General features: G+C 42.0%; 21 protein-coding genes and 1 pseudogene. 12 read left to right on the plus strand and 10 right to left on the minus strand.

Annotated features, from left to right (window positions below; genetic code table 11):
• Both RMZ95_RS31735 and RMZ95_RS31740 read left to right on the plus strand, forming a co-directional pair.
• Positions 1-640, plus strand: a 640-nt coding sequence (locus tag RMZ95_RS31735) for a metallophosphoesterase (protein WP_409884296.1), incomplete at its 5' end; no start/stop codon positions are given.
• Between the two features lie 139 nt (positions 641-779).
• A complete protein-coding gene (locus RMZ95_RS31740; protein WP_322683984.1) occupies positions 780-2222 on the plus strand; it encodes an ATP-dependent DNA helicase RecQ in 1443 nt (480 codons plus the stop codon).
• Positions 2223-2341: 119 nt separating this feature from the next.
• Here RMZ95_RS31740 and RMZ95_RS31745 read toward each other — a convergent pair whose 3' ends face one another.
• The 6 genes from RMZ95_RS31745 to pheS all read right to left on the minus strand — a co-directional run bounded on the left by RMZ95_RS31745 (position 2342) and on the right by pheS (position 6079).
• Positions 2342-2647 carry a DUF433 domain-containing protein gene (locus RMZ95_RS31745; RefSeq protein ID WP_322683991.1) on the minus strand — a complete coding sequence of 102 codons (306 nt, stop codon included), beginning with the start codon at positions 2645-2647 and terminating at the stop codon, positions 2342-2344.
• 130 nt (positions 2648-2777) lie between these two features.
• On the minus strand, positions 2778-3794 hold the full coding sequence (locus RMZ95_RS31750) for a hypothetical protein (protein ID WP_322683983.1): 1017 nt from the start codon (positions 3792-3794) through the stop codon (positions 2778-2780).
• Positions 3795-3879: 85 nt separating this feature from the next.
• On the minus strand, positions 3880-4482 hold the full coding sequence (locus tag RMZ95_RS31755) for a Uma2 family endonuclease (RefSeq protein ID WP_322683990.1): 603 nt from the start codon (positions 4480-4482) through the stop codon (positions 3880-3882).
• A 63-nt stretch (positions 4483-4545) separates the two neighbouring features.
• Positions 4546-4830: a type II toxin-antitoxin system YafQ family toxin gene (locus RMZ95_RS31760; protein ID WP_190730806.1), complete on the minus strand. Its 285-nt coding sequence runs from the start codon at positions 4828-4830 to the stop codon at positions 4546-4548.
• On the minus strand, positions 4827-5042 hold the full coding sequence (locus RMZ95_RS31765; RefSeq protein WP_322675258.1) for a hypothetical protein: 216 nt from the start codon (positions 5040-5042) through the stop codon (positions 4827-4829). Before RMZ95_RS31765 ends, RMZ95_RS31760 begins: the two co-directional genes overlap by 4 nt.
• 44 nt (positions 5043-5086) lie before the next feature.
• On the minus strand, positions 5087-6079 hold the full coding sequence (pheS, locus tag RMZ95_RS31770) for a phenylalanine--tRNA ligase subunit alpha (protein ID WP_229490194.1): 993 nt from the start codon (positions 6077-6079) through the stop codon (positions 5087-5089).
• 371 nt (positions 6080-6450) lie between these two features.
• Between pheS and surE the strand changes: the two genes are divergently transcribed.
• The 8 genes and pseudogenes from surE (at position 6451) to secA (ending at position 15468) form a co-directional block, all read left to right on the plus strand.
• The gene (surE, locus tag RMZ95_RS31775; protein ID WP_322683982.1) at positions 6451-7257 is read left to right on the plus strand and encodes a 5'/3'-nucleotidase SurE; all 807 of its coding nucleotides are present in this window, start codon (positions 6451-6453) and stop codon (positions 7255-7257) included.
• A gap of 276 nt (positions 7258-7533) precedes the next feature.
• Positions 7534-8430: an MBL fold metallo-hydrolase gene (locus tag RMZ95_RS31780; protein ID WP_322683981.1), complete on the plus strand. Its 897-nt coding sequence runs from the start codon at positions 7534-7536 to the stop codon at positions 8428-8430.
• 132 nt (positions 8431-8562) lie between these two features.
• Positions 8563-9639, plus strand: coding sequence for a bifunctional riboflavin kinase/FAD synthetase (locus RMZ95_RS31785; RefSeq protein WP_322683980.1), 1077 nt, complete (start codon positions 8563-8565; stop codon positions 9637-9639).
• Positions 9640-9874: 235 nt separating this feature from the next.
• The gene (locus RMZ95_RS31790) at positions 9875-10783 is read left to right on the plus strand and encodes a MoxR family ATPase (protein ID WP_322683979.1); all 909 of its coding nucleotides are present in this window, start codon (positions 9875-9877) and stop codon (positions 10781-10783) included.
• Between the two features lie 186 nt (positions 10784-10969).
• Entirely contained in the window at positions 10970-11227 is a 258-nt protein-coding gene (locus RMZ95_RS31795; RefSeq protein WP_322683978.1) for a hypothetical protein, read from the plus strand.
• 46 nt (positions 11228-11273) lie between these two features.
• Positions 11274-11582 (plus strand): annotated as a pseudogene (locus tag RMZ95_RS31800) (type II toxin-antitoxin system RelE/ParE family toxin).
• Between the two features lie 184 nt (positions 11583-11766).
• Positions 11767-12354 (plus strand): cytochrome C, encoded by a 588-nt coding sequence (locus RMZ95_RS31805; RefSeq protein ID WP_322683977.1) that lies wholly within the window; start codon positions 11767-11769, stop codon positions 12352-12354.
• A gap of 321 nt (positions 12355-12675) precedes the next feature.
• Positions 12676-15468, plus strand: a complete 2793-nt coding sequence (gene secA / locus RMZ95_RS31810) for a preprotein translocase subunit SecA (protein ID WP_322683976.1) — start codon at positions 12676-12678, stop codon at positions 15466-15468.
• Positions 15469-16283: 815 nt separating this feature from the next.
• On the opposite strand, the gene RMZ95_RS31815 is transcribed toward secA, so the two are convergent.
• Positions 16284-16532: a hypothetical protein gene (locus RMZ95_RS31815; protein ID WP_322683975.1), complete on the minus strand. Its 249-nt coding sequence runs from the start codon at positions 16530-16532 to the stop codon at positions 16284-16286.
• Between the two features lie 107 nt (positions 16533-16639).
• The gene (locus RMZ95_RS31820; RefSeq protein ID WP_322683974.1) at positions 16640-16846 is read right to left on the minus strand and encodes a hypothetical protein; all 207 of its coding nucleotides are present in this window, start codon (positions 16844-16846) and stop codon (positions 16640-16642) included.
• Positions 16847-17868: 1022 nt separating this feature from the next.
• Between RMZ95_RS31820 and RMZ95_RS31825 the strand changes: the two genes are divergently transcribed.
• Together RMZ95_RS31825 and RMZ95_RS31830 are read left to right on the plus strand one after the other, a co-directional pair.
• Positions 17869-18063 carry a DUF2256 domain-containing protein gene (locus tag RMZ95_RS31825; RefSeq protein WP_322675267.1) on the plus strand — a complete coding sequence of 65 codons (195 nt, stop codon included), beginning with the start codon at positions 17869-17871 and terminating at the stop codon, positions 18061-18063.
• Positions 18063-19016 (plus strand): isoaspartyl peptidase/L-asparaginase, encoded by a 954-nt coding sequence (locus tag RMZ95_RS31830; protein WP_322683973.1) that lies wholly within the window; start codon positions 18063-18065, stop codon positions 19014-19016. The genes RMZ95_RS31825 and RMZ95_RS31830 overlap by 1 nt, the downstream gene beginning before the upstream one ends.
• On the opposite strand, the gene RMZ95_RS31835 is transcribed toward RMZ95_RS31830, so the two are convergent.
• A complete protein-coding gene (locus tag RMZ95_RS31835; protein WP_322683972.1) occupies positions 19007-19429 on the minus strand; it encodes a DUF29 family protein in 423 nt (140 codons plus the stop codon). The genes RMZ95_RS31830 and RMZ95_RS31835 overlap by 10 nt on opposite strands.
• A 115-nt stretch (positions 19430-19544) precedes the next feature.
• On the minus strand, positions 19545-20924 hold the full coding sequence (gene glmU, locus RMZ95_RS31840; RefSeq protein WP_322683971.1) for a bifunctional UDP-N-acetylglucosamine diphosphorylase/glucosamine-1-phosphate N-acetyltransferase GlmU: 1380 nt from the start codon (positions 20922-20924) through the stop codon (positions 19545-19547).
• Between the last annotated feature and the right edge of the window lie 195 nt (positions 20925-21119).

Genomic DNA, 21119 nt, shown 5'->3' on the forward strand with positions numbered 1-21119 from the left:
TCATCAAGGTCTACTTCCAGTTTATGGCTTAACCGCCTTGGCGGTTGCTATATATGTATTAGGTAATCATGAATACTATGGAAGTGCTTATCCAAGACTTGTTGAGAAACTGAAAGATTATTCATTAGGAACTAATGTTCATGTTCTAGAGAATGATTTAGTTACCATTGAGGATGTAAATTTTTTAGGTTGTACCTTATGGACTGATTTTAAACTGTTTGGTGAACCACGTATGGCAGGTGTAGAAGCTAGTCAAGTCATGAACGATTACAAGAAAATTAGATTAAGTCCTCAATACTCAAAGTTAAGAACTATTGACACAGCCCTAATTTGTAAAAAATCAGTTAATTGGTTAAAAAATACATTATCTGGCTTGTCTGGTAAAAATGTAATTATCAGTCATCATGCTCCTAGTGCAAAGTCTATACCTTTTCAATATAAAGAAGATATTTTAAGTGCTGCTTATGTTTCAAATCTTGATACTTTCGTTGAGGAGTCTGGAGCATTATTATGGATTCATGGCCACATTCACAATCAATTAGATTATCAAATCGGTTTGACTCGCGTTATTTGTAATCCGCGTGGTTATCCAGATGAACCAAATAATTACTTTAATCCAGGATTATCAGTGGAGATTTAATAAATAGTTCAGAAGACAGGAGAAACCCGCTTTCTACCTCAATACAGTTCAGTTAAAATGATGAAATTACTGAGCCATTAGCTGGATAACAAAAGCTATATTCAGCATTCAAGGATATGGGTGCATCTAGTTATTGATTATGAATCAGCTTACAACAAAATCTTGGCAAGAAGTTCGCGCTGCTTTCAAACAAATTTGGGGTTATGAAGATTTCCGTCCACCACAAGGAGAAATTGTCAGCAGTTTATTGGCACAAAAAGATGCACTGATTATTATGCCTACAGGTGGTGGTAAGTCAATTTGCTTTCAACTTCCTGCACTGCTACAAACAGGATTAACTTTAGTAGTTTCGCCCTTGGTGGCGTTGATGGAAAACCAAGTTCAGGAACTACGAGAAAGCCACCAAAAAGCAGCGCTTTTACATAGTGAATTGTCTTCATCTCAACGCCGTGCAACTCTGCAAGCTTTAGAACGTCAACAGCTAAGATTACTTTATTTATCGCCCGAAACTTTGCTCAGTGTCCCAGTGTGGGAAAGATTATGCCACCCGCAATTGCAAATTAATGGTTTGATTTTAGATGAAGCTCATTGTTTAGTGCAGTGGGGTGATACTTTTCGCCCAGCTTATCGCAGATTAGGGGCGGTGCGTCCGGCATTGCTCAAATCAAAACCACCAGGAACAAAAATCAGTATCGCCGCTTTTACCGCTACTGCTGACCCCTCAGCCCAAAAAACTATTCAAACAGTTTTACAATTACAGCAACCAGAGATTTTCCGCTTGAATCCTTACCGTCCGAATTTGCATCCCAGCGTTCGCATCGCTTGGACACCACGAGGTAGGAAACAACAATTATTAAAGTTTATTCAAAATAGACCGCAACAATCGGGATTAGTTTATGTTCGCACTCGGAGAGATAGCGAAGATTTAGCCCAATGGTTAGCAGAGATGGGTTACGCTACAGCTAGTTATCATGCGGGATTGGGTGCAACAGAACGCCGTGAAGTAGAAGCAAGCTGGTTAAGTGGCAAAATTCCCTTTGTTGTATGTACCTGTGCGTTTGGCATGGGGATAAATAAAAGCGATGTTCGCTGGGTAGCACATTTTCACGCGCCGCATCTGCTATCTGAATATGTGCAAGAAATTGGCCGCGCTGGAAGGGATGGGAAACCAGCAGAAGCGTTGACATTGGTGAGTGAACCTACAGGGTGGTTAGATTCAGGGGATAAGCAAAGACAGGAGTTTTTTCAAGAACAAATGCGATCGCAACAACAAATAGCGCAGCAACTTGTGAAAAAATTACCAAAACAGGGAGAAGTGAATGCAGTAACTCGACAATTTCCCGAAGGTGCAACGGCGCTAGCTTTACTCCATAGCAATGGTCAGCTAAACTGGCTCGATCCTTTCCATTACAGCATTGGGCAAAAAGCCGGAAATCAGCCACCGACGCAATTACACGCTGCTAAACAGATGCAGCAATACCTAACAACTAAGCAGTGTCGTTGGCAGTTTTTGTTAAATGCCTTTGGTTTTGATAAAGAAGCAGCTAACCTGCGTTGCGGACATTGCGACAATTGCCACTAAACTACCCTTGCTTGCGATCGCAGAGGAGTTTCTCGGCAAATACTTAGGTGGAAGATTTGAACCTTTGGCACATATTCCAGGTCATTCAGGAATAGTTAAATAAAGTCTCAAAATGGTGGTTAGTGTGATTCACCGACCACCTTAATATTTTTAATTACAGACGGATTTATTAATTCATCGGGTACTCGGTTTTGCTCAATGTATTCATTAATCTCTGCTTGATGATCGAGATAAAAACTCAAGGCATCAAATACTTGTGCCAGCGTCAAATGTGGCAAATGGTTCAGGATTTCTTCTGGCATAATCCCCAATCGCCACAAACCGACAATTGCACGAACAGATGTCCGAGTACCTATAATTATTGGCTCTCCACTCAAAATTTCAGGGTTGCGGGTAACGTAGCGCGAGGAGGTTTCAGCAAATATAGAATAAATGAAGGAAGCAGAACTGGCGTTGCCTTTAGTTTACCAGTAGTTATGGTCAGCAGGAGACTGGTGCGATCGCAATTGCGCCAGATTAAACCAATACTGCTTCTGTCTTCGGTTGACCTTAACATTATGGACAAATTTGAGAAAAAGTCAAGTTTTTAACCTCTGATTTTGTATAAACTCTTACTGCTAATTCCTCTGGTTGTCCTAGACAATCACCATAACATCCGTTAACAAAAGCAGTCCCCCGATCTCCAACTAACTCAAGAACAAAACGACCAGCTTCTCCTCCAGCAGAAAAATCAGTTTGCTGATAGTGTCTACCTTCTGCAAACCCCTGTGTATGTATATGACCGATATAATTTTTGAGTTGTTTGCACTCATTCAATTGAGTAATTGCTTGTTTGTAATAAGAGTTATACTCTCTAAAACCTAGATAATTCCTATATTCAATTGGTATAATTAATCCGGGAGTTAATTTTGTGGTACAAGCTATACAGTAAGGAATTAAAATTACTATCAATAATGGAAGTATATTTTTTAAAATATGCTGGTTACGATATTTTTTTTGATTTTGGATTTTACAAGATATATAAATACAAATAAAAGGTAATATTAGTAAAAAACTACAAAGTAGATTAATTATAATAAATATATCTGTATATATCAATTTAGATGTTACTTTAAATGAGTTACTCGGTGAATTTGCTTTTTTTAAAATACTATCAATCGTCAAAGTTATAATTAAAATTATTGGAGAGATAAACAGAAAAGCAGTCAGTAAATATAAAAATATAATAATGCTATTAATATTAATAGGTAGAATTATTAAATTAAGAATGGAACCTAGAAGTGCAGCAATAATAATTGCGGAAAAAGAAAAATCCTCACGCTTATCACGAAAAGTTAAAATAGACGCTGTACTGCAACATAGAGCGACAAATAATGCCATAGAAAAACTAGAAGGAAAATCGCCTGGGTTATCTAACCAAACTCCAACAAAATCATCTCTGAAAATAATACTTGGTAATACTAATAAAATCAGAAATGGGAAACTAACCAGAAAGATTAAACTAGTAATAGCTGTGGCTGATGTTTTAGAGTTTAAATAGTTATAACTTTTATGTATTTCAAATTTTTTCATCTATAAGAGTTAAGTGAAATATTTAATTAGTAATTAGGAAATTGCAAATAAATTACAGATTGCCTGTCTTGATTTTAAATTTAAACTAAGAAATGGCATCATCCGTATTGCTTTCTCCAGCTTTGAGTACTTGATCTGCGGTTAGCTGTAATTCTGGGAAAATCGTAGAAGCGATCGCACTGTTTCCTGTAAATCTGGTTTCTTCATAAAATCCGTCAACTAATATCAGTACGGTAAATACATTTATTTGTGGATCGACAATCCAATATTCAGCAATTCCCCTCGCGGCATACTCGGAACGTTTGTAGCGATAGTCTCGATCTTCATTAGCTTTGCCAGGAGAAACAACTTCGACAACTAATGCTGGAGGAGGCATATCCAAAGTGATTGTAGATCGCGTTGCACCTTCTAAGGCGGTTGCAAGTTCATCCGTCAGCACAACTAAATCAGGAATGCGAGTTGTCACACGAGAACCAGCAACAACAATTTCAACTTTGTTACTTAACCGATTAACTGGGACGAACTTGAGGAAATTTACCAGCAAAAAGAGAGATATCTGGACATTTTTCGGGCTTTCAGGTGGCATTGCAACTAACTCACCTGCCACCAGTTCATATTGGCTATCCGTGCCATCATCATACTTCAAATATTCCTCAAGTGTTAGGCGTTTGCCAGCGATCGCAGTCATTGAATTATTCAATCCTAAATCCAAAATTTGTCAGTAGGAAAATACTAGAACAGCATTTAAAACTCAGTACACTTCGTCATGAGTGCCAATATCAATTAGCAAAATTTCCTCTTCCCCAGATTCTATATTTTGCACGAAGTTAAAGACAATGCGACAATCATAGTCCACTGAACACGCCCAAGCTCCAGACAGTTTGCCTTTAAGTTTATGAGTCTGCAACAATGGATCAAATGGATCGGCGGTTAGTAGTGCTAACCGCTCTCCAATCCGCTCTTGTAATTCTGGCTGTCGTCGTACCAATCGCTTAAATGCTCGTTTAAACGATGATGCCAAAACTACAGTTATCACTTGCGTAACTCATCCATTATTTGAGTAACTGTACCACGGAACACTTTTCCCGACTGGTATTCTACTTGTGCTTGAGCGATATTAGCAGCAATTTCAGATCGCCGCCGTTCTGCCAACCTATGACTTATCAGATCAATTAATGTTTCTTGTTCATCTACTGATAAGTCTTCGATGCTTTCTAGAACTTGATCTAACCTGGAAACTGAAGTCATTATTTATTCTTACCTTGTTTGCAGTACATAACTATTACGTATGCCTAAAATTGCTGCAAAAACCGCAAATCACTAGCATACAAGCGACGAATATCATCGATTTGATGTAACACCATTGCAAAGCGTTCTACACCAAAACCGGCAGCAAACCCTGTATAAACTTCTGGGTCATAACCCACAGACTTAAGTACATTTGGATCGACCATACCGCAGCCCATCACCTCTAGCCAGCGTCCATTCCACTGCAAATCTACTTCAGCCGAAGGTTCGGTAAACGGGAAATAACTGGCGCGGAAGCGAATTGGTAAATCGCCAAATATTGCTTGTAAAAATACCTTAATTGTGCCTTTGAGGTCTGTAAAAGTTAGTCCCTCATCAATGGCTAAAAGTTCTATTTGATGGAAAACTGCTGAGTGAGTCGCGTCTACATTATCTCGCCGATAAACTCGCCCTGGAGCCACAACCCGAATCGGTGGTTCTTCTCTTTCCATGTAACGAATTTGCACTGATGAGGTATGAGTCCGTAAAAGATTACCATCTGGCAAGTAGAAGGTATCCTGCATATCACGGGCGGGGTGATCTGGCGGGGTGTTGAGAGCCTCGAAATTATAATAATCTGTTTCCATCTCTGGCCCTTGAGCCACGGTGTAGCCCATACCGACAAAGATATCCAGCGCCCGGTCGATAATGCCGTTGAGAGGATGAATCCGACCTTGGGGGCTGTAAATTCCCGGCATAGTTACATCCAGAGTTTCAGCCTCTAGCAAAGCTTGAATTTGCGCAGCTTCTAAGGCAGCACGTTGCTGGTCTAGACTAGTTTGCAGAGATTCTTTGACTGTATTGGCGATCGCTCCAATTTTTGGTCGTTCCTCTGCACTCATCTGCCCCATACTTCGCAACAGTGCCCCCAATTCGCCTTTTTTACCCAGATAGTTAACTCTGAGTTCCTCCAGACGTTCTAAGGTGTCGGCGGCTGCGATCGCTTTTTCTCCTTCTTGCCGCAGTGCTAAAAGTTGAGCTTCTAAATTGCTAGTCATTAGTTATTAGTCATTGGTCATTAGTCATTAGTCTATAGTCAAAAGCTGTGAACTGGTCGCTAAATAAACTTACAGTCATAGCATTAACATCAGCTAAAGGTGAGGGTTGAAACCAAACCTCTGTTTATCAGTTATAGACGATTGGGCTAGTACAGCGGTCGTGTAAATCCAGCTAACATCTCACTTAACCAGACTTAGAGATTGAGCAACTTGTCTTAAAAGTAGGCAAAATTTTGCCACACACTCTAGTGAGTATAAATATTTTTTTGCTGATTGTGACCTCAGACATTGACAAATGGCTAATAACAAATAACTAATAACTAATGATCGATGACTAATGACCAATGACCAATGACCAATGACTAATGACCATGAAATTACTAATTAGCAACGATGATGGCGTTTCTGCCTTGGGGATTCGTACCCTAGCCAACTATTTGGCAGAGGCTGGTCATGATGTGAGTGTAGTTTGTCCCGATCGAGAGCGATCGGCAACTGGACACGGGTTAACTTTACACCAACCGATTCGCGCCGAAATTGTTGAAGAGATTTTTCATCCTACTGTCAAAGCTTGGGCTTGTGATGGCACGCCTTCAGATTGCGTCAAATTGGCGCTGTGGGCTTTGCTGGAAACTCCCCCGGATTTAGTTCTCTCTGGTATTAATCAAGGTGCGAATTTGGGAACTGAAATTCTGTATTCTGGCACTGTTTCTGCGGCAATGGAAGGTCTAATTGAAGGCATACCCAGCGTAGCGCTGAGTCTGATGAGTCACACATCTAAAGATTTTCAAGCTGCTGCTAAGTTTGCCACAGTTCTCGTAGACCAGTTAGCCCAAAAACCGCTGCCAGATTTAATGTTGCTCAACGTCAATATTCCTGCGGTCAAATGGGAAGAAATTGCCGGAGTTGCTCTCACCCGTCAAGGCCTACGGCATTACATTGATGTGTTTAATAAACGAGTCGATCCTCGTGGAAAAACGTACTACTGGTTAACCGGAGAGGTAGTTGAGGATGTGGAACTCCCAAGCGGATTAAATCTGCCTCAAAATGTACCTACAGATGTGGAAGTTGTACGTAAAAACTACATCAGTATTACTCCATTACAATACAATCTTACTTACGCAACTGGATTAGATAAATTATCAGATTGGGAATTCAATTTTCCTGGAATCATTTGATTTATCAGGACAAAAATGGGGTTATTCAAATACATCACGAAAAATGTAGGCTATAACGTAGGGGCACTCTTGAAATAAGCGATACACATTCACCCCAAAACCTAAAAAGTTCTAACTGACGTCTTTCATTCACATTTACACAATCAGCCAGAAACAGGATATGCTGTTTTACCAAGAAATCCTTCCTCAAGCAAAATCAGTGAGACAGCATAAACTTCAACAAAAGAAGTAACAATTCTTTCATTTATCGCCCGCTCAGTCCAGCAAGCAACACCCATGTCTAGGATAGAGAATCAATTTACCGTACAATTTTGGGGCGTTCGTGGCAGCATCCCCAGCCCTGGGCCACACACTGTTCGTTACGGCGGTAATACCCCTTGCATATCAATGCAAGCGGGCGATAAACGCTTAGTTTTCGATGCTGGCACGGGACTACATGTTTTGGGGCAATCTCTGTTGCGCCAAATGCCGTTAGAAGCTCACATATTTTTTACTCACTCTCACTGGGATCACATGCAAGGTTTTCCCTTCTTTACGCCAGGGTTTGTAAAGGGGAATGACTTTCATATTTACGGCGCGATCGCACCTGATGGTTCTACCATAGAACAGCGCCTCAACGATCAAATGTTGCACCCGAACTTTCCCGTACCCTTGCAGATTATGCAAGCCAATTTAAATTTCTACGACATTCGACCGGGGCAACCAATCCACATTGATGACCTTACCGTAGAAACAGCACCTTTAAACCATCCAGGTGAAGCTGTAGGATACCGCGTCAACTGGCGTGGTGGTGCAGCTACTTACATCACTGATACCGAACATTTTCCCGATCGACTTGATGACAATGTGTTGTGGTTAGCTCGTAATGCTGACATTCTGGTTTACGATTCTACCTACACAGACGAGGAATACCACTCGCCAAAATCCCCGAAAATTGGCTGGGGACATTCTACTTGGCAAGAAGCTGTAAAAGTGGCACAAGCCGCTAACGTCAAAACTCTGGTGATTTACCACCACGACCCGGCGCACGATGACGACTTTTTGGATCGTGTCGGCAAAGAAGCCGCTGAAAAATTTCCTGGTGCGATTATGGCACAGGAAGGATTGGTACTTCAGGTTCCGACCTCAGTTGTCTTATCAGAATCTTTTCCTGTTAGCAAGTTTTCTACCTAAAGATTGCGATCGGAGGAATTGGAGATTTTAGATTAGATTGGTGATCAGAGGCTTTCAGCGCTCCTGAAGGCGGTTTACCATAGGGTAGCTTCCTGCTGAGAGCTAAAATAAACCTAAAATCTCAGAATCCACGTGCTAAATTTGTCTAAAAATGGGTGTTCTGTGCGGGTTGCTTTTTCTAGCGTTGGGCTACTAACGCCGACTGCTGTTGCCCTTGGCAAGTTTGATGGCGTTCATCTTGGTCATCAAAGGGTAATTCAACCAGTCTTGCACGCTGGTGGTCACTTATCAGTAGCTAGTAGTCCGCACTCAAAGGAAAATCAACTGACAAATCAAGAATATACTTATTCAACAGTTGTCACCTTTGACCCCCATCCACAGGAGTTCTTTACAGGGCAACCCCGAACTTTGTTAACGCCACTGGATGAAAAAGTCCAACAATTGCGATCGCTTGGGGTAGAACAACTGGTATTACTACCCTTTGACAAAGAATTGTCTGCGTTGACCCCCGAAGAATTTGTCGAAAAAATTCTCGTGCAACAACTGCGATGCCAACGAATTAGCATCGGGCAGGATTTTTGTTTTGGTGAAAAGCGCAGTGGTACTGCTCAAGATTTGCAATTACTCGCCGCCAAGCACAATATTCCCGTTACCATCGTTCCCTTACAAACTTATACAGGTGATTCGTCCACCCAAACCAGTTGCGTCAGTACTACTCCGACTCAAGATGCCCGTATTAGCACTTCATTGATCCGCCAAAACCTTGAGCAGGGAGACATCGAAAACGCAAATCTGTTACTAGGACGCCCTTACACCCTCCTTGGTGATGTCGTTCAAGGTCAACAATTGGGCAGAACAATTGGCTTTCCCACCGCTAACCTCCAACTACCAAAAGAAAAGTTTTTGCCCCGCCAAGGAGTCTACGCTGTCCGTGTTTTCACTCTCAATGAAACAACAGATACCGCTTTTAGTGAGAACTTGGGTGTCATGAATATCGGTAATCGTCCAACTATAAACGGTACTTATTCATCTGCGGAAGTACATTTATTCGATTGGTCTGGTGATTTGTATGGCAAAAAACTGGTTGTGCAACTAGTTAAATTTTTGCGCCCCGAACAAAAATTTCCTTCTCTCGAAGCCCTGAAAACACAAATTCAACTTGACTGCGTTGTTGCTAGAGAAGTTTTGAGTGCTGGAGCGGAAAGTTAAAAGTTAGGAGTTAAGAGTTAGGAGTTTGGAGTCATTCAATTTTGGATTTTAGATTTTAGATTTTTATTTCAATCCAAAATTCAAAATTCAAAATCTAAAATTGGCAGAGTTACGAGTTCTAAGTGGGAACAATGTATTTAGGAAAATTGAGCATTGGGCATTAGGGAAGAATTCTTATAACTCCTGACTCCTAACTCCCAACTCCCCATTACACACTCCTCACTCCCCACAACGCATGAGAGAAAAAATCGACGCTTTAACACAAAATCTGGCTCTTACCATCGTTGGCAAAGCTGAGGCAATACGCTTAGTGCTAGTAGCATTGCTAGGTGGTGGCCATGCTCTCTTAGAAGATGTTCCTGGTGTTGGTAAAACCCTACTCGCTAAATCCTTAGCTCGCTCGCTGGATGGCAAGTTTCAACGGCTACAATGCACTCCCGATTTACTGCCAACTGATATTACCGGCACCAACATCTGGAACCCAAAAAGCGGCGAATTTACTTTTTTGCCTGGGCCAGTCTTTACTAATGTGCTATTGGCTGATGAAATTAACCGCGCCACACCCCGCACTCAGTCAGCTTTATTGGAAGTTATGGAGGAACATCAGGTAACAGTTGATGGTGTCTCTCGTGCAGTTCCTCAGCCCTTCTTTGTAATTGCTACTCAAAACCCTATCGAGTATCAAGGTACTTTTCCTCTGCCGGAAGCGCAAATGGATCGGTTTATGTTGTCGCTGAGTTTGGGCTATCCTTCTGAGGCAGAAGAACTCCTGATGCTACAAAATCTCCAAAATGGTGTCAAAGTTGCTGATTTACAGCCTTGTATTACCTTGGCAGAAGTACAGGAATTGCGTTACCTCTGCTCTCAAGTAAAAGTAGCAACTTCCTTGCAACAATACATTCTCGAATTGGTACGGGCAACACGTCAAGACGAGGAAATCGCCCTTGGTGTCAGTCCCCGTGGCACATTAGCATTACAACGGGCTGCCCAAGCGCTAGCTTTTCTATCAGGGCGTGATTATGCCATTCCCGATGATGTGAAATTTCTTGTCCCTTATGTTCTGTGCCATCGACTTATTCCTAGAGGAGGGCGCAATTCAAGAACTGTTGTTGAGCGATTATTGCGATCGGTTTCTATTCCTTAATGCAAAGTGACTTCAACGAGCTAAAAAACAGCTATCCAAGGTAGCGGTAACTGCATTTCTTGCTGGGAAAAATATTTTTCATTTTAGTAAATACCTCATAATAGTCATACTTGACTGAACTTAAGTTTCTTGAACCTGCCGGAATTTGGGCGTGTTAAAATCTCTTACAAAAGAGGTGGATAACAGATGAAAGCGATCGAAGTTACTGGCAAAATTGATTCTCAAGGAAACCTAATTTTAGATGAGCCGATTCAGGGAAACACTTATCCTCATCAGGTTCGGGTGATTGTGTTGGTTCCAGAACAAGCAGAAGCAGAAGAGCTTGACCCTGATGATACGCCCGTTGAGGAGATTAAAGCTAGTTTGAGGAGAGCGTTGCAGCAAGCCAAAACAGGGCAACGCTTGCCATTATCTCAAATGTGGGAGGGAATTGATGCCGAATGAACAGCTATCGGTATTCATCGATTTAACTCCTGAATATAAATAAAACTTGCGTGACCTTTCAAAAAAATTTCGCAATATTCGCTCTGATGTTCAACCAATTATTGAGCAATTACAATAAGGAAATATTGTAGGAGATAGAATTGCGGGCATTGGTGAGGAGTATGTTGTTTATAAGGTGAGAGTTCGTAACAGTAGTATCCAAAAAGGTAAGAGTGCTGGATACCGATTGATTTATCAAGTTAAGTCACCTACAAGTATTTTGCTACTAACGATTTATTCCAAATCTGTCCGAAAAGATATTGGTGCAAATGAAATCGGAGATATTGTGGCTGATTTTTATAATGAGTCAGGTTAAAACTACTAGAATACTTTTCCTTGCATAGTCAGTGGTGTGCTGAATAGATATTTATATTACTGTTGTCAATATAAAAGATGTGTTGCTGACAAAACTACTTACACAAAATTTGAAACACTGTCAATACTGCGTAAGTCTTATGATTAGCACAAGCGCCACTTTTAAATATTTGGGAATGTGAGGAATGTCAATTTTTGTTAAGGGGAAAATCCGCGATGCCTACGGCGGGCTACGCCAACGCCAAGCGCTACAGCCAAGCGCCGAACGTGAGTTCAAACGCCAATTTTTCGGTTTACTTCTGGTAATTATAACGTGGAGTTTAGCTATGGGTTGGCTTCTAGCCTTGGCAACTAACGCCCAAAGTGCAACTCCTCCCGCTGAAATTGGCACTGTTGATGTAGTACCTGCACAATACCAATTGGGGCAAGAACTTTATTTAGAAAACTGCTCCAAATGTCACATTGCCATACCGCCAGCCGTTTTACCTACCCAAACTTGGAAAAATATCCTGCAAGACTCGCAGCACTACGGCGCAGAACTCCAGCCTTTAGTCGATCCGCAACGCATCTTGGTGTGGAAATATCTTTCGACTTTCTCCCGCGTGCAGCTAGACGACGAAGAAACACCATATCGCCTCAACAACTCGCGTTATTTCAAAGCTTTGCATCCAGGAGTTGATTTACCACGTCCCGTCCAGATTGGCAGCTGTGTCAGCTGTCACCCCAGTGCTAATGATTACAATTTCCGCCGCCTGACAGCAGAGTGGAAGTGAGGAGTGAGGAGTTAGAAGTCAGGAGTTGAAAAATTCATAACTTATAACTCATAACTCATAACTCTTAACTCCTAACTCTATTCCCCCACACCCTCTCTGGCCCCATCTGGGGGCAAAATGATACTATGAAGAAAGAGTAAATATAAGATAAGAGTTAAAACCAATCAGTTTATTAAATGATTGGCTAGTTTTTATCCCGCTTTTGAGGTAATTCTCATTTCACACCCATGCACAACCAAGACGTTTGGGCTGGGTTAAATGTTTATAATCAATGCCGACCCTTTAATTCTCATCCCCTTTGATTCAGTTCTATAACCTGCCATGCTAAAACTTTTGTTGGGCGACCCCAACGCTCGTAAGCTTAAAAAATACCAACCTTCTGTTACTGAAATTAACCTTTTAGAGGAAGAAATTAAGGTTCTTTCCGATGATGAGTTAAAAGGTAAAACCGTCGAATTTAAACAACGGCTCGCTAAAGGCGAAACCCTAGATGACATATTGCCAGAAGCTTACGCCGTTGTTCGGGAAGCAGCACGGCGAGTATTAGGCTTGCGGCATTTTGATGTCCAACTCCTTGGTGGTATTATTTTGCACGTGGGGCAAATTGCCGAGATGAAAACTGGTGAAGGTAAAACACTAGTCGCTACCTTGCCAAGTTACTTAAACGCCCTTACTGGTAAAGGTGTACACGTCATCACCGTAAACGATTACCTAGCTCGTCGAGACGCTGAATGGATGGGACAGGTGCATCGCTTCTTGGGGCTGAGTGTGGGGCTAATTCAGTCAAGCATGACTCCTAGTGAACGTCAGAAAAACTACGACTGCGATATCACTTATGTTACCAACAGCGAGGTCGGCTTCGACTATCTGCGGGATAACATGGCGACATCAATGGCAGATGTGGTACAACGCCCGTTTAATTATTGCGTAATTGACGAGGTGGACTCGATTTTAGTTGATGAGGCGCGGACACCACTAATTATTTCTGGGCAGGTGGAAAGACCTACAGAAAAATATCTGCAAGCTGCTGAAATAGCATTCACACTCAAAAAAGACGAGCATTACGATGTGGATGAAAAAGCTCGCAACGTTCTATTGACAGATGAAGGGTTTGCGGAATCGGAAAATCTTTTGGGAGTCACAGATTTATTTGACCCAGAAGATCCTTGGGCACACTTCATTTTCAATGCAATTAAAGCCAAGGAACTTTTCCTCAAAGATGTAAATTACATCGTCCGCAATGGTGAAGTAGTAATTGTGGATGAATTTACTGGTCGGGTGCTAGCCGGTCGGCGTTGGAGTGATGGATTACACCAGGCGATTGAAGCGAAAGAACACGTCGAGATTCAGCCAGAAACTCAAACTCTCGCGACCATTACTTACCAAAATATGTTCTTGCTGTATCCAAAACTCGGTGGAATGACAGGAACGGCAAAAACCGAAGAACCAGAATTTGAAAAAATTTACAAACTCGAAGTTGCGGTAATTCCCACCAACCGCGATCGCAGACGCGAAGATTTGTCTGATATGGTGTTTAAGACAGAAGCAGGTAAGTGGGGAGCGATCGCTGGAGAATGTGCCGAAATGCACCAACTCGGCAGACCTGTCTTAGTAGGAACCACTAGTGTAGAAAAATCCGAACTTCTCAGTCGGCTATTGAAGGATTTGAAGATTCCTCACGAATTACTCAACGCCCGACCGGAAAACGTCGAGCGTGAGGCGGAAATTGTCGCTCAAGCTGGACGAAAAGGTGCTGTTACCATTGCTACTAACATGGCTGGTAGAGGTACAGACATCATTTTGGGTGGTAACTCCGAATACATGGCACGTCTGAAGCTACGGGAATACTTTATGCCCCGAATTGTCATGCCAGAAGATGAAGACGCCTTTGGCGTGCAAAGAGCAGCCGGATTGCCTACAGGACATGGTGGTGGTCAAGGCTTTGTCCCTGGTAAAAAAGTCAAAACTTGGCGAGCTTCGCCAGAAATTTTCCCGACTCAATTGACAAAAGAAACCGAAAAACTACTCAAAGATGCAGTAGAAATTGCCGTGCGTGAGTATGGCGATCGCAGTTTACCAGAATTGGAAGCTGAAGAAAAGGTAGCTGTAGCCGCAGAAAAAGCCCCCATTGATGACCCTGTAATTCAGAAATTGCGGGAAGCTTACAACCGCGTCAAACAGGAATACGAACAATTTACTACCCGCGAACATGAAGAGGTAGTGGGTATCGGCGGTTTGCACGTAATTGGTACAGAACGCCACGAATCACGGCGGATTGATAACCAGTTGCGCGGACGTGCAGGAAGACAAGGCGACCCTGGAACCACGAGATTCTTCCTTAGTTTAGAGGATAACCTACTGCGGATTTTTGGTGGCGATCGCGTCGCTGGGTTAATGAATGCCTTCCAAGTGGAAGAAGATATGCCCATAGAATCTGGGATGCTTACCCGGAGTTTGGAAGGTGCACAGAAAAAAGTTGAAACCTACTACTATGACATTCGGAAGCAGGTATTTGAGTATGACGAGGTGATGAATAATCAACGTCGTGCTATTTATGCCGAACGCCGCCGAGTGCTAGAAGGTCAAGATTTGAAAGAACAGGTGATTAAATACGCTGAAAAAACGATGGATGACATCGTTGACTTCTACATCAATATAGACTTGCCCTCGGAAGAGTGGGAGTTAGAAAAGTTGGTTGAGAAAGTTAAAGAATTCGTCTATCTGCTAGCGGATTTACAAGCTAGTCAATTAGAAGATATTACAGTCAGCGAGATTAAAGCCTTCCTCCACGAACAGGTACGAATTGCTTACGACCTCAAAGAAGCGCAGATTGACCAAGTTCAACCCGGACTGATGCGCCAAGCGGAACGTTTCTTTATCTTGCAACGCATTGATACTCTGTGGCGGGAACACCTGCAACAAATGGATGCCTTGCGCGAATCGGTGGGATTACGTGGTTATGGGCAAAAAGACCCGCTCATTGAGTATAAGAGCGAGGGGTATGAATTGTTCTTGGATATGATGGTTAACATCCGCCGAGACGTTGTTTACTCGTTGTTCATGTTCCAGCCACAGCCGCAACCGGTAGTGCAGGCTTCGTCTGAGATGGTGTAGTAGGGAATATATTACGCAGAGACGCAAAGGTGCAAAGAGTGCTTTTGCGTCTTTGTGTTTTAAGGCATCTCTCAAAAATATTTTGTTTTCAGGAGTTTGCTGAAACGGGTAAGCTGATACTACCAAGTCTTTAGGGTAAGCAAATGGGGCAAGTAATAGTTACCCTTACTATCACAAATCAAATCGATCGAGTTCTGGCAGAACGAGGTTTTATTTCTTCGGGTTTCTCGCCTACTTACGTATTCCACTCAGCTCGGTACAAAATTGATTTATGGGAACCCTAAGTCATTAGGTATGCAAATGATTTTGTGATTTTGCACCCTGACAGATAAGCATTAAATAAATACAAATAAATAGCTATAAAAATGAATGGTTTGAAACCCAGAGTACCCTCTTTACAGTTGTCATAAAACCAAGAGATAGAAGAAAGACCATGCTTGTTTTCCACTGGTAAGTCTTACCATTGAGTTAAGTTCATTAGTAAAAGGAAAGTTAGCTGCAAATACAGCACAATCAATTCAAGAATTTATGCAAATCTTTTTTAGCTGTATTTTTAACATTCATCTATAGCCAAATACAGCTATTTTTAATGAATTTTTACAGTCAGAATTGCATTATCTACTGCTGTTATCTGGGCTGACTTTTCATAAGCTTTGAACTCAAAAACAAGCATGGTCAGTGAGTGACGTTGAAGTGTCACTTTTACCTACTGTCTTATACTACTATGTGGTATAAGATAGAGGTATAGAAATATTTATAAGAAGCTTTTATGGACATTGCCCATAAAAGTTACCTACAATGTGGTTATGCAAGCTTTAGGAAGCTGTTGCAGATGTATTGGCAGATGCAATAGCTTTATCACCATCAGTAATAGCGCCAGCAAGAGCGCCAGCAAGAGCACCTGAAATCTCAGCGGAAATACCGAATTTGTCTACTTTATAACTGCTTTTCTTAGCAGTAGAATAGCTACGTGCGTAAGCAGATGCAACTCCCCCTTGTACTTGACTAAGATCGGAAGCTTCATCTTCGCAAAAACTGAGATCGGAAATTCTTAATCGTTCCATAAAAAAGCTCTCTTTGAAAAACGAATGTATTGCTGAAAGTTTTTGATAACTTTCAGCAATTTTTCTATCTAAAATGCACTGTAGTACACTGTAGGACTAAGGCATATTTAGCCGGCAGAAGAACTAGATGAACCGACACTAGCAGATAGGCTGTATTTCTTGGAGACAGCAACAGTGCTAGTAGCAATGCTGGTGATAGCGATGTTTTTACCAAAAGCGAATGCTTTTGAATTAGCATCTGCAAAAGCTATTCCACCTTGAACATTCTCATTTTCAAGAACGGTTTCTACATGAGAAAGATCGTTGATAATCATGATTTTACTTTCCTAAGAATTAGTAAGGTCAACTGGTTTGTTGTCGTGCCACTACAACTTGTTTTTTAGTAGCATACAAAGAATAGCACTATTAGAATTCGATGAACAGTAGTTTTACGTAAATTTTCTTTTATAAAGGAAAAAACATTCTACTATCAAGTTACTGACCCTATATAGTATTTAAAAATTGTTTGAAAAGTACTTTGCTATGTACTATCAAGTTATTTACAACGTCTAGTATTTAGAGGCTGTTTTAAATGTGTTTCGATATGAGTTTAAGGACTTTTAATTCCCCTAACCTCCAAGTCTATTTCATTCGATCTATTAAGGATATTGTCAACAACATAGACAGTAAATGCAGAGAAGTTAGTAATCGAAAAATTACTATCTCAAAGAGTTAATTTCAGTGCGTTAGCGTTGGCGTAGCCTCTCGTAGAGAAGCCTTGCCGTACCTCTACGGGGAAGCAAGCTACGCAAAGCGTCTCCGACAGGAGAGGGCATCACTATTTTCTTGTGCAATCAGATTTTTTATTCACCTGATTTTTTGCTTGAAACGCTTGTAAATCAGCACCTTTTAGGACATGAAACAGCTTTCCTTGCCCTAACGTCGTCAGGGGTCTTTCATGTCCTTTATTGGTATCAGTAAACTTAAGCTAAAACTCCTTTAATATCTCGTTTCCAGTCAGAGGCTAGAAATACTGCCTCCCATTAAACATTCCCCTGCTCCGACAGGCAATGAGATAAACCGCTAAAAGCTTTAACCTTAAGTTGACACCAATGTAAGTCCTTGCACCTCTACAAATCTAAAAATAGTTGGGGATAATTTATTTTTTGCAAGTCCTTAAAAGAGAAGGATAGTAAGATTTAAAGCCTCTCTCTTTTTAGAATAGATATTGCAAATAACTCTAAGGATAGATTGACAATATATTTGTTCGTCGAATTTATCCTGCCTTCATAGCAAACTAGTTATAATTATCTTCCATCTCCCTCAGAAATTAAATTCTCATTTACACAGTATTTATATGGGACGTGTTCGTTCTAAGTCTGACCTACCCACAAAAATCTGTCCGGTATGTCAACGTCCTTTCACATGGCGTAAAAAGTGGCAAGATTGTTGGGACGATGTGAAATACTGCTCAGAACGTTGTCGTCGTCGCCGTTCTGAAGCTCAAAATGAAACCAACTGCAACACAGACGCAAATAGCGCAAGAGATTAATGGAGTTACAGGTGCAACCTAAATTAATTATTCATGGTGGGGCTGGTAGTTCTCTCCACGGTAAAGGCGGATTAGAGGCGGTGCGCCGATCGCTCCATACAGTAATAGAAGAAGTTTATTCTCTGCTATTGTCAGGAGCAACTGCCTCAGAGGCAGTGGTGCGGGGTTGCCTAATGCTCGAAGACAACCCCCGTTTTAATGCTGGTACTGGTTCAGTATTGCAATCTGATGGACAAATCCGTATGAGTGCTTCCCTGATGGATGGTGCATCAGGGCGGTTTAGTGGTGTGATTAATATCTCACGGGTGAAAAATCCGATTGATTTAGCGCAATTTTTACAAAGCTCCCCAGACCGAGTGCTATCAGATTTCGGTTCGGCTGAGTTGGCGCGAGAAATGCAAATTCCCAGCTATAACGCTTTAACTGATTTGCGGTTACAAGAGTGGATACAAGAGCGCCAGGATAATTTTAAAAGCGCAATGGCTGGCGTAGTAGCAGAACCCGAACTGCTAGAAACCAGCAATGCCGGACGCGGTACCATCGGTGTAGTAGCTTTAGATGCATCTGGTAAGTTAGCTGCTGGCACTTCTACTGGTGGTAAGGGATTTGAGCGGATTGGTAGGGTAAGTGATTCGGCGATGCCAGCAGGTAATTATGCTACTAGTAATGCTGGTGTTAGCTGTACTGGCATTGGTGAAGATATCATCGATGAGTGTTTAGCCGCACGGATTGTAGTGCGTGTCACTGATGGGATGTCACTGAAGGAGGCGATGCAGCGTTCCTTTGGGGAAGCCCACGAGAACAAACGCGATTTGGGAGCGATCGCCTTAGATGCTAGTGGAGCGATCGCTTGGGGGAAAACTAGCGAAATCTTACTCGCCGCCTACCACGATGGCGAAAAAGTTGGTGACACTTTGGAATGGACTGGCAACGAACTGATCGGCTATTGTTGAATCAGTTTCAGCGCTTCGGCTAAAGTTTCTTGCTGGTCAATCATTGCGGCCAATTCTTGGGCTTCATAACGCCCTTCAAAAGTTTCTAGCGCCGCTCTTTTCAGTGCCACTTGATATCCTTGTTCCAGAATATCGATTAATTCTGCTTGATTCAAGTAAAAGCCACCGGATTTGCGGCGCTTGTTTATTTTGTTGATTTCCCGCACTGTATTTTCTATTGAAACATCCCAAGAGCGAGTAGAACGTTTTTCGGCCTTTTGTTTAATTAAATGGATGAGCAGAATCACACCATAACTATCAATTTTATTGATTTTGTCATTGAGGCTCATTTCTTCTAACTCATCCACCAACAGCAGCGCCTCATGGATTTTGCCTTGTTCTAGAAATTGCCTAAGTTCTAGCAGTTCTTCCATGCATGTTATATGTTGAGATTTTGGCTATATTACTAATCTAGCTAGATTAGACATCTAGCAAAAATCGTGGTTTATAGTCTAAGACTAGAGATCGAGCGCGATTAACACCGATAAATTATTTATGTCGATCTGTGGTTTCATTTTCAACATTTTTCCTTTGCCAAGCTGGTTTCACCACCTGACGACTACGGGCAATTACCAGAGAATCATCAGGAACATCTTCTGTCACAGTAGAACCAGCTGCAATGTAGACATCATCTCCCAACGTGAGCGGAGCCACTAAAACGCTATTGGCGCCAGTTTTTGTCCGATCGCCTATTTTGGTACGATGTTTCTTTACGCCGTCATAGTTGGCAGTAATTGTACCAGCACCAATATTCACCTGATTACCGACAACAGTATCACCTATATATGACAAATGGGCTGCATTGGTGCGATCGCCTAATTGCGTATTTTTCAACTCCACAAAATTTCCCACACGGCAACCAGCACCCACCTGTACCTGACCGCGCAAATGAGTATAAGGGCCAATTCGGCTTCCGGCCTGCACGGTGCTATTTATAACTACTGAATATTGCACCGTGACATTTTCACTTAACTGACTATTTTCAATTAAACTCCCCGGCCCAATCCGACTTCCTGTTTGGATCGCCGTATTTCCCCGCAGGTGAGTTTGGGGTTCAATAATTACATCCGGCTGCAATTCCACTGTTTCATCAATGGTGATGCTTGTAGGGTCGATGAGAGTGACACCCGCCAGCATCCATTTTTCCTTGACTCGTTTTTGCAAAATTTCGGATGCTGCTGCCAGTTGCAAGCGATCGTTGATGCCAAGAATTTCTTGATAATCTTCCACATCCACTGCCATTACTTGTCCTACCTGAGTTACGGCATCGGTAAGATAGTATTCTTTTTGGGCATTGTTTGCCTGGAGGTGGGGAAGCACCTTTGCCAAATCTGGCCAGCGAAAGCAGTAAACTCCAGCGTTAATCCGCTGATTTTCTCGTTGAGCAGCCGTACAATCCTTGTGTTCGACCATTTGCTGCACAATATTTTCATCGTTACAAAAAACGCGCCCGTAGCCTGTGGGGTCGGGTAGGTGCGAGGTGAGAATAGTGGCAGAGTTTTGATTTTGGACGTGAGTTTGTAACATCTGCTTAAGAGTTTCGCTGCGTATTAACGGTAAATCGCCGTTAAGTACCAGTAAATCTCCTGTGTAATTTTCCAAGTGAGGAAGTAATTGCTGGATAGCATGACCTGTCCCCAATTGCACAGTCTGTTCGACAAACTCCAAACTGGGAATTGAATGCATGGCGGCTTGGACTTCCTCAGATTGATATCCCACAATCACGATTCGCCGTGAGGGCGAAAGTGGTTCTACACTTTCGAGAACTCTCTCTACTAGCGATCGCCCACCCAAAGAATGTAAAACCTTGGGTAAGCGTGATTTCATCCGTGTGCCGCGTCCCGCCGCTAGAATTGCTACAACTACCATAATTAGCTATCAGCTATCAGTGAAATTGTGATTAGTGCTGTTAGTACTTTAAAATCTCGGCTCAAATCATACCAGCTAATCATAGAAGACTGAAAATATCAAAAAATTCAGAATTCAGGAGTCGGTATAACTTTTACTCATAAAAAGCAGAGATTATAATAATGCAAATTAGCGTTCATTACAGCAGCTACAAAT

Origin of the sequence: Nostoc sp. DedQUE07 (assembly GCF_034530975.2) — a bacterium.
In the GTDB taxonomy this organism is placed as follows: domain Bacteria; phylum Cyanobacteriota; class Cyanobacteriia; order Cyanobacteriales; family Nostocaceae; genus Nostoc.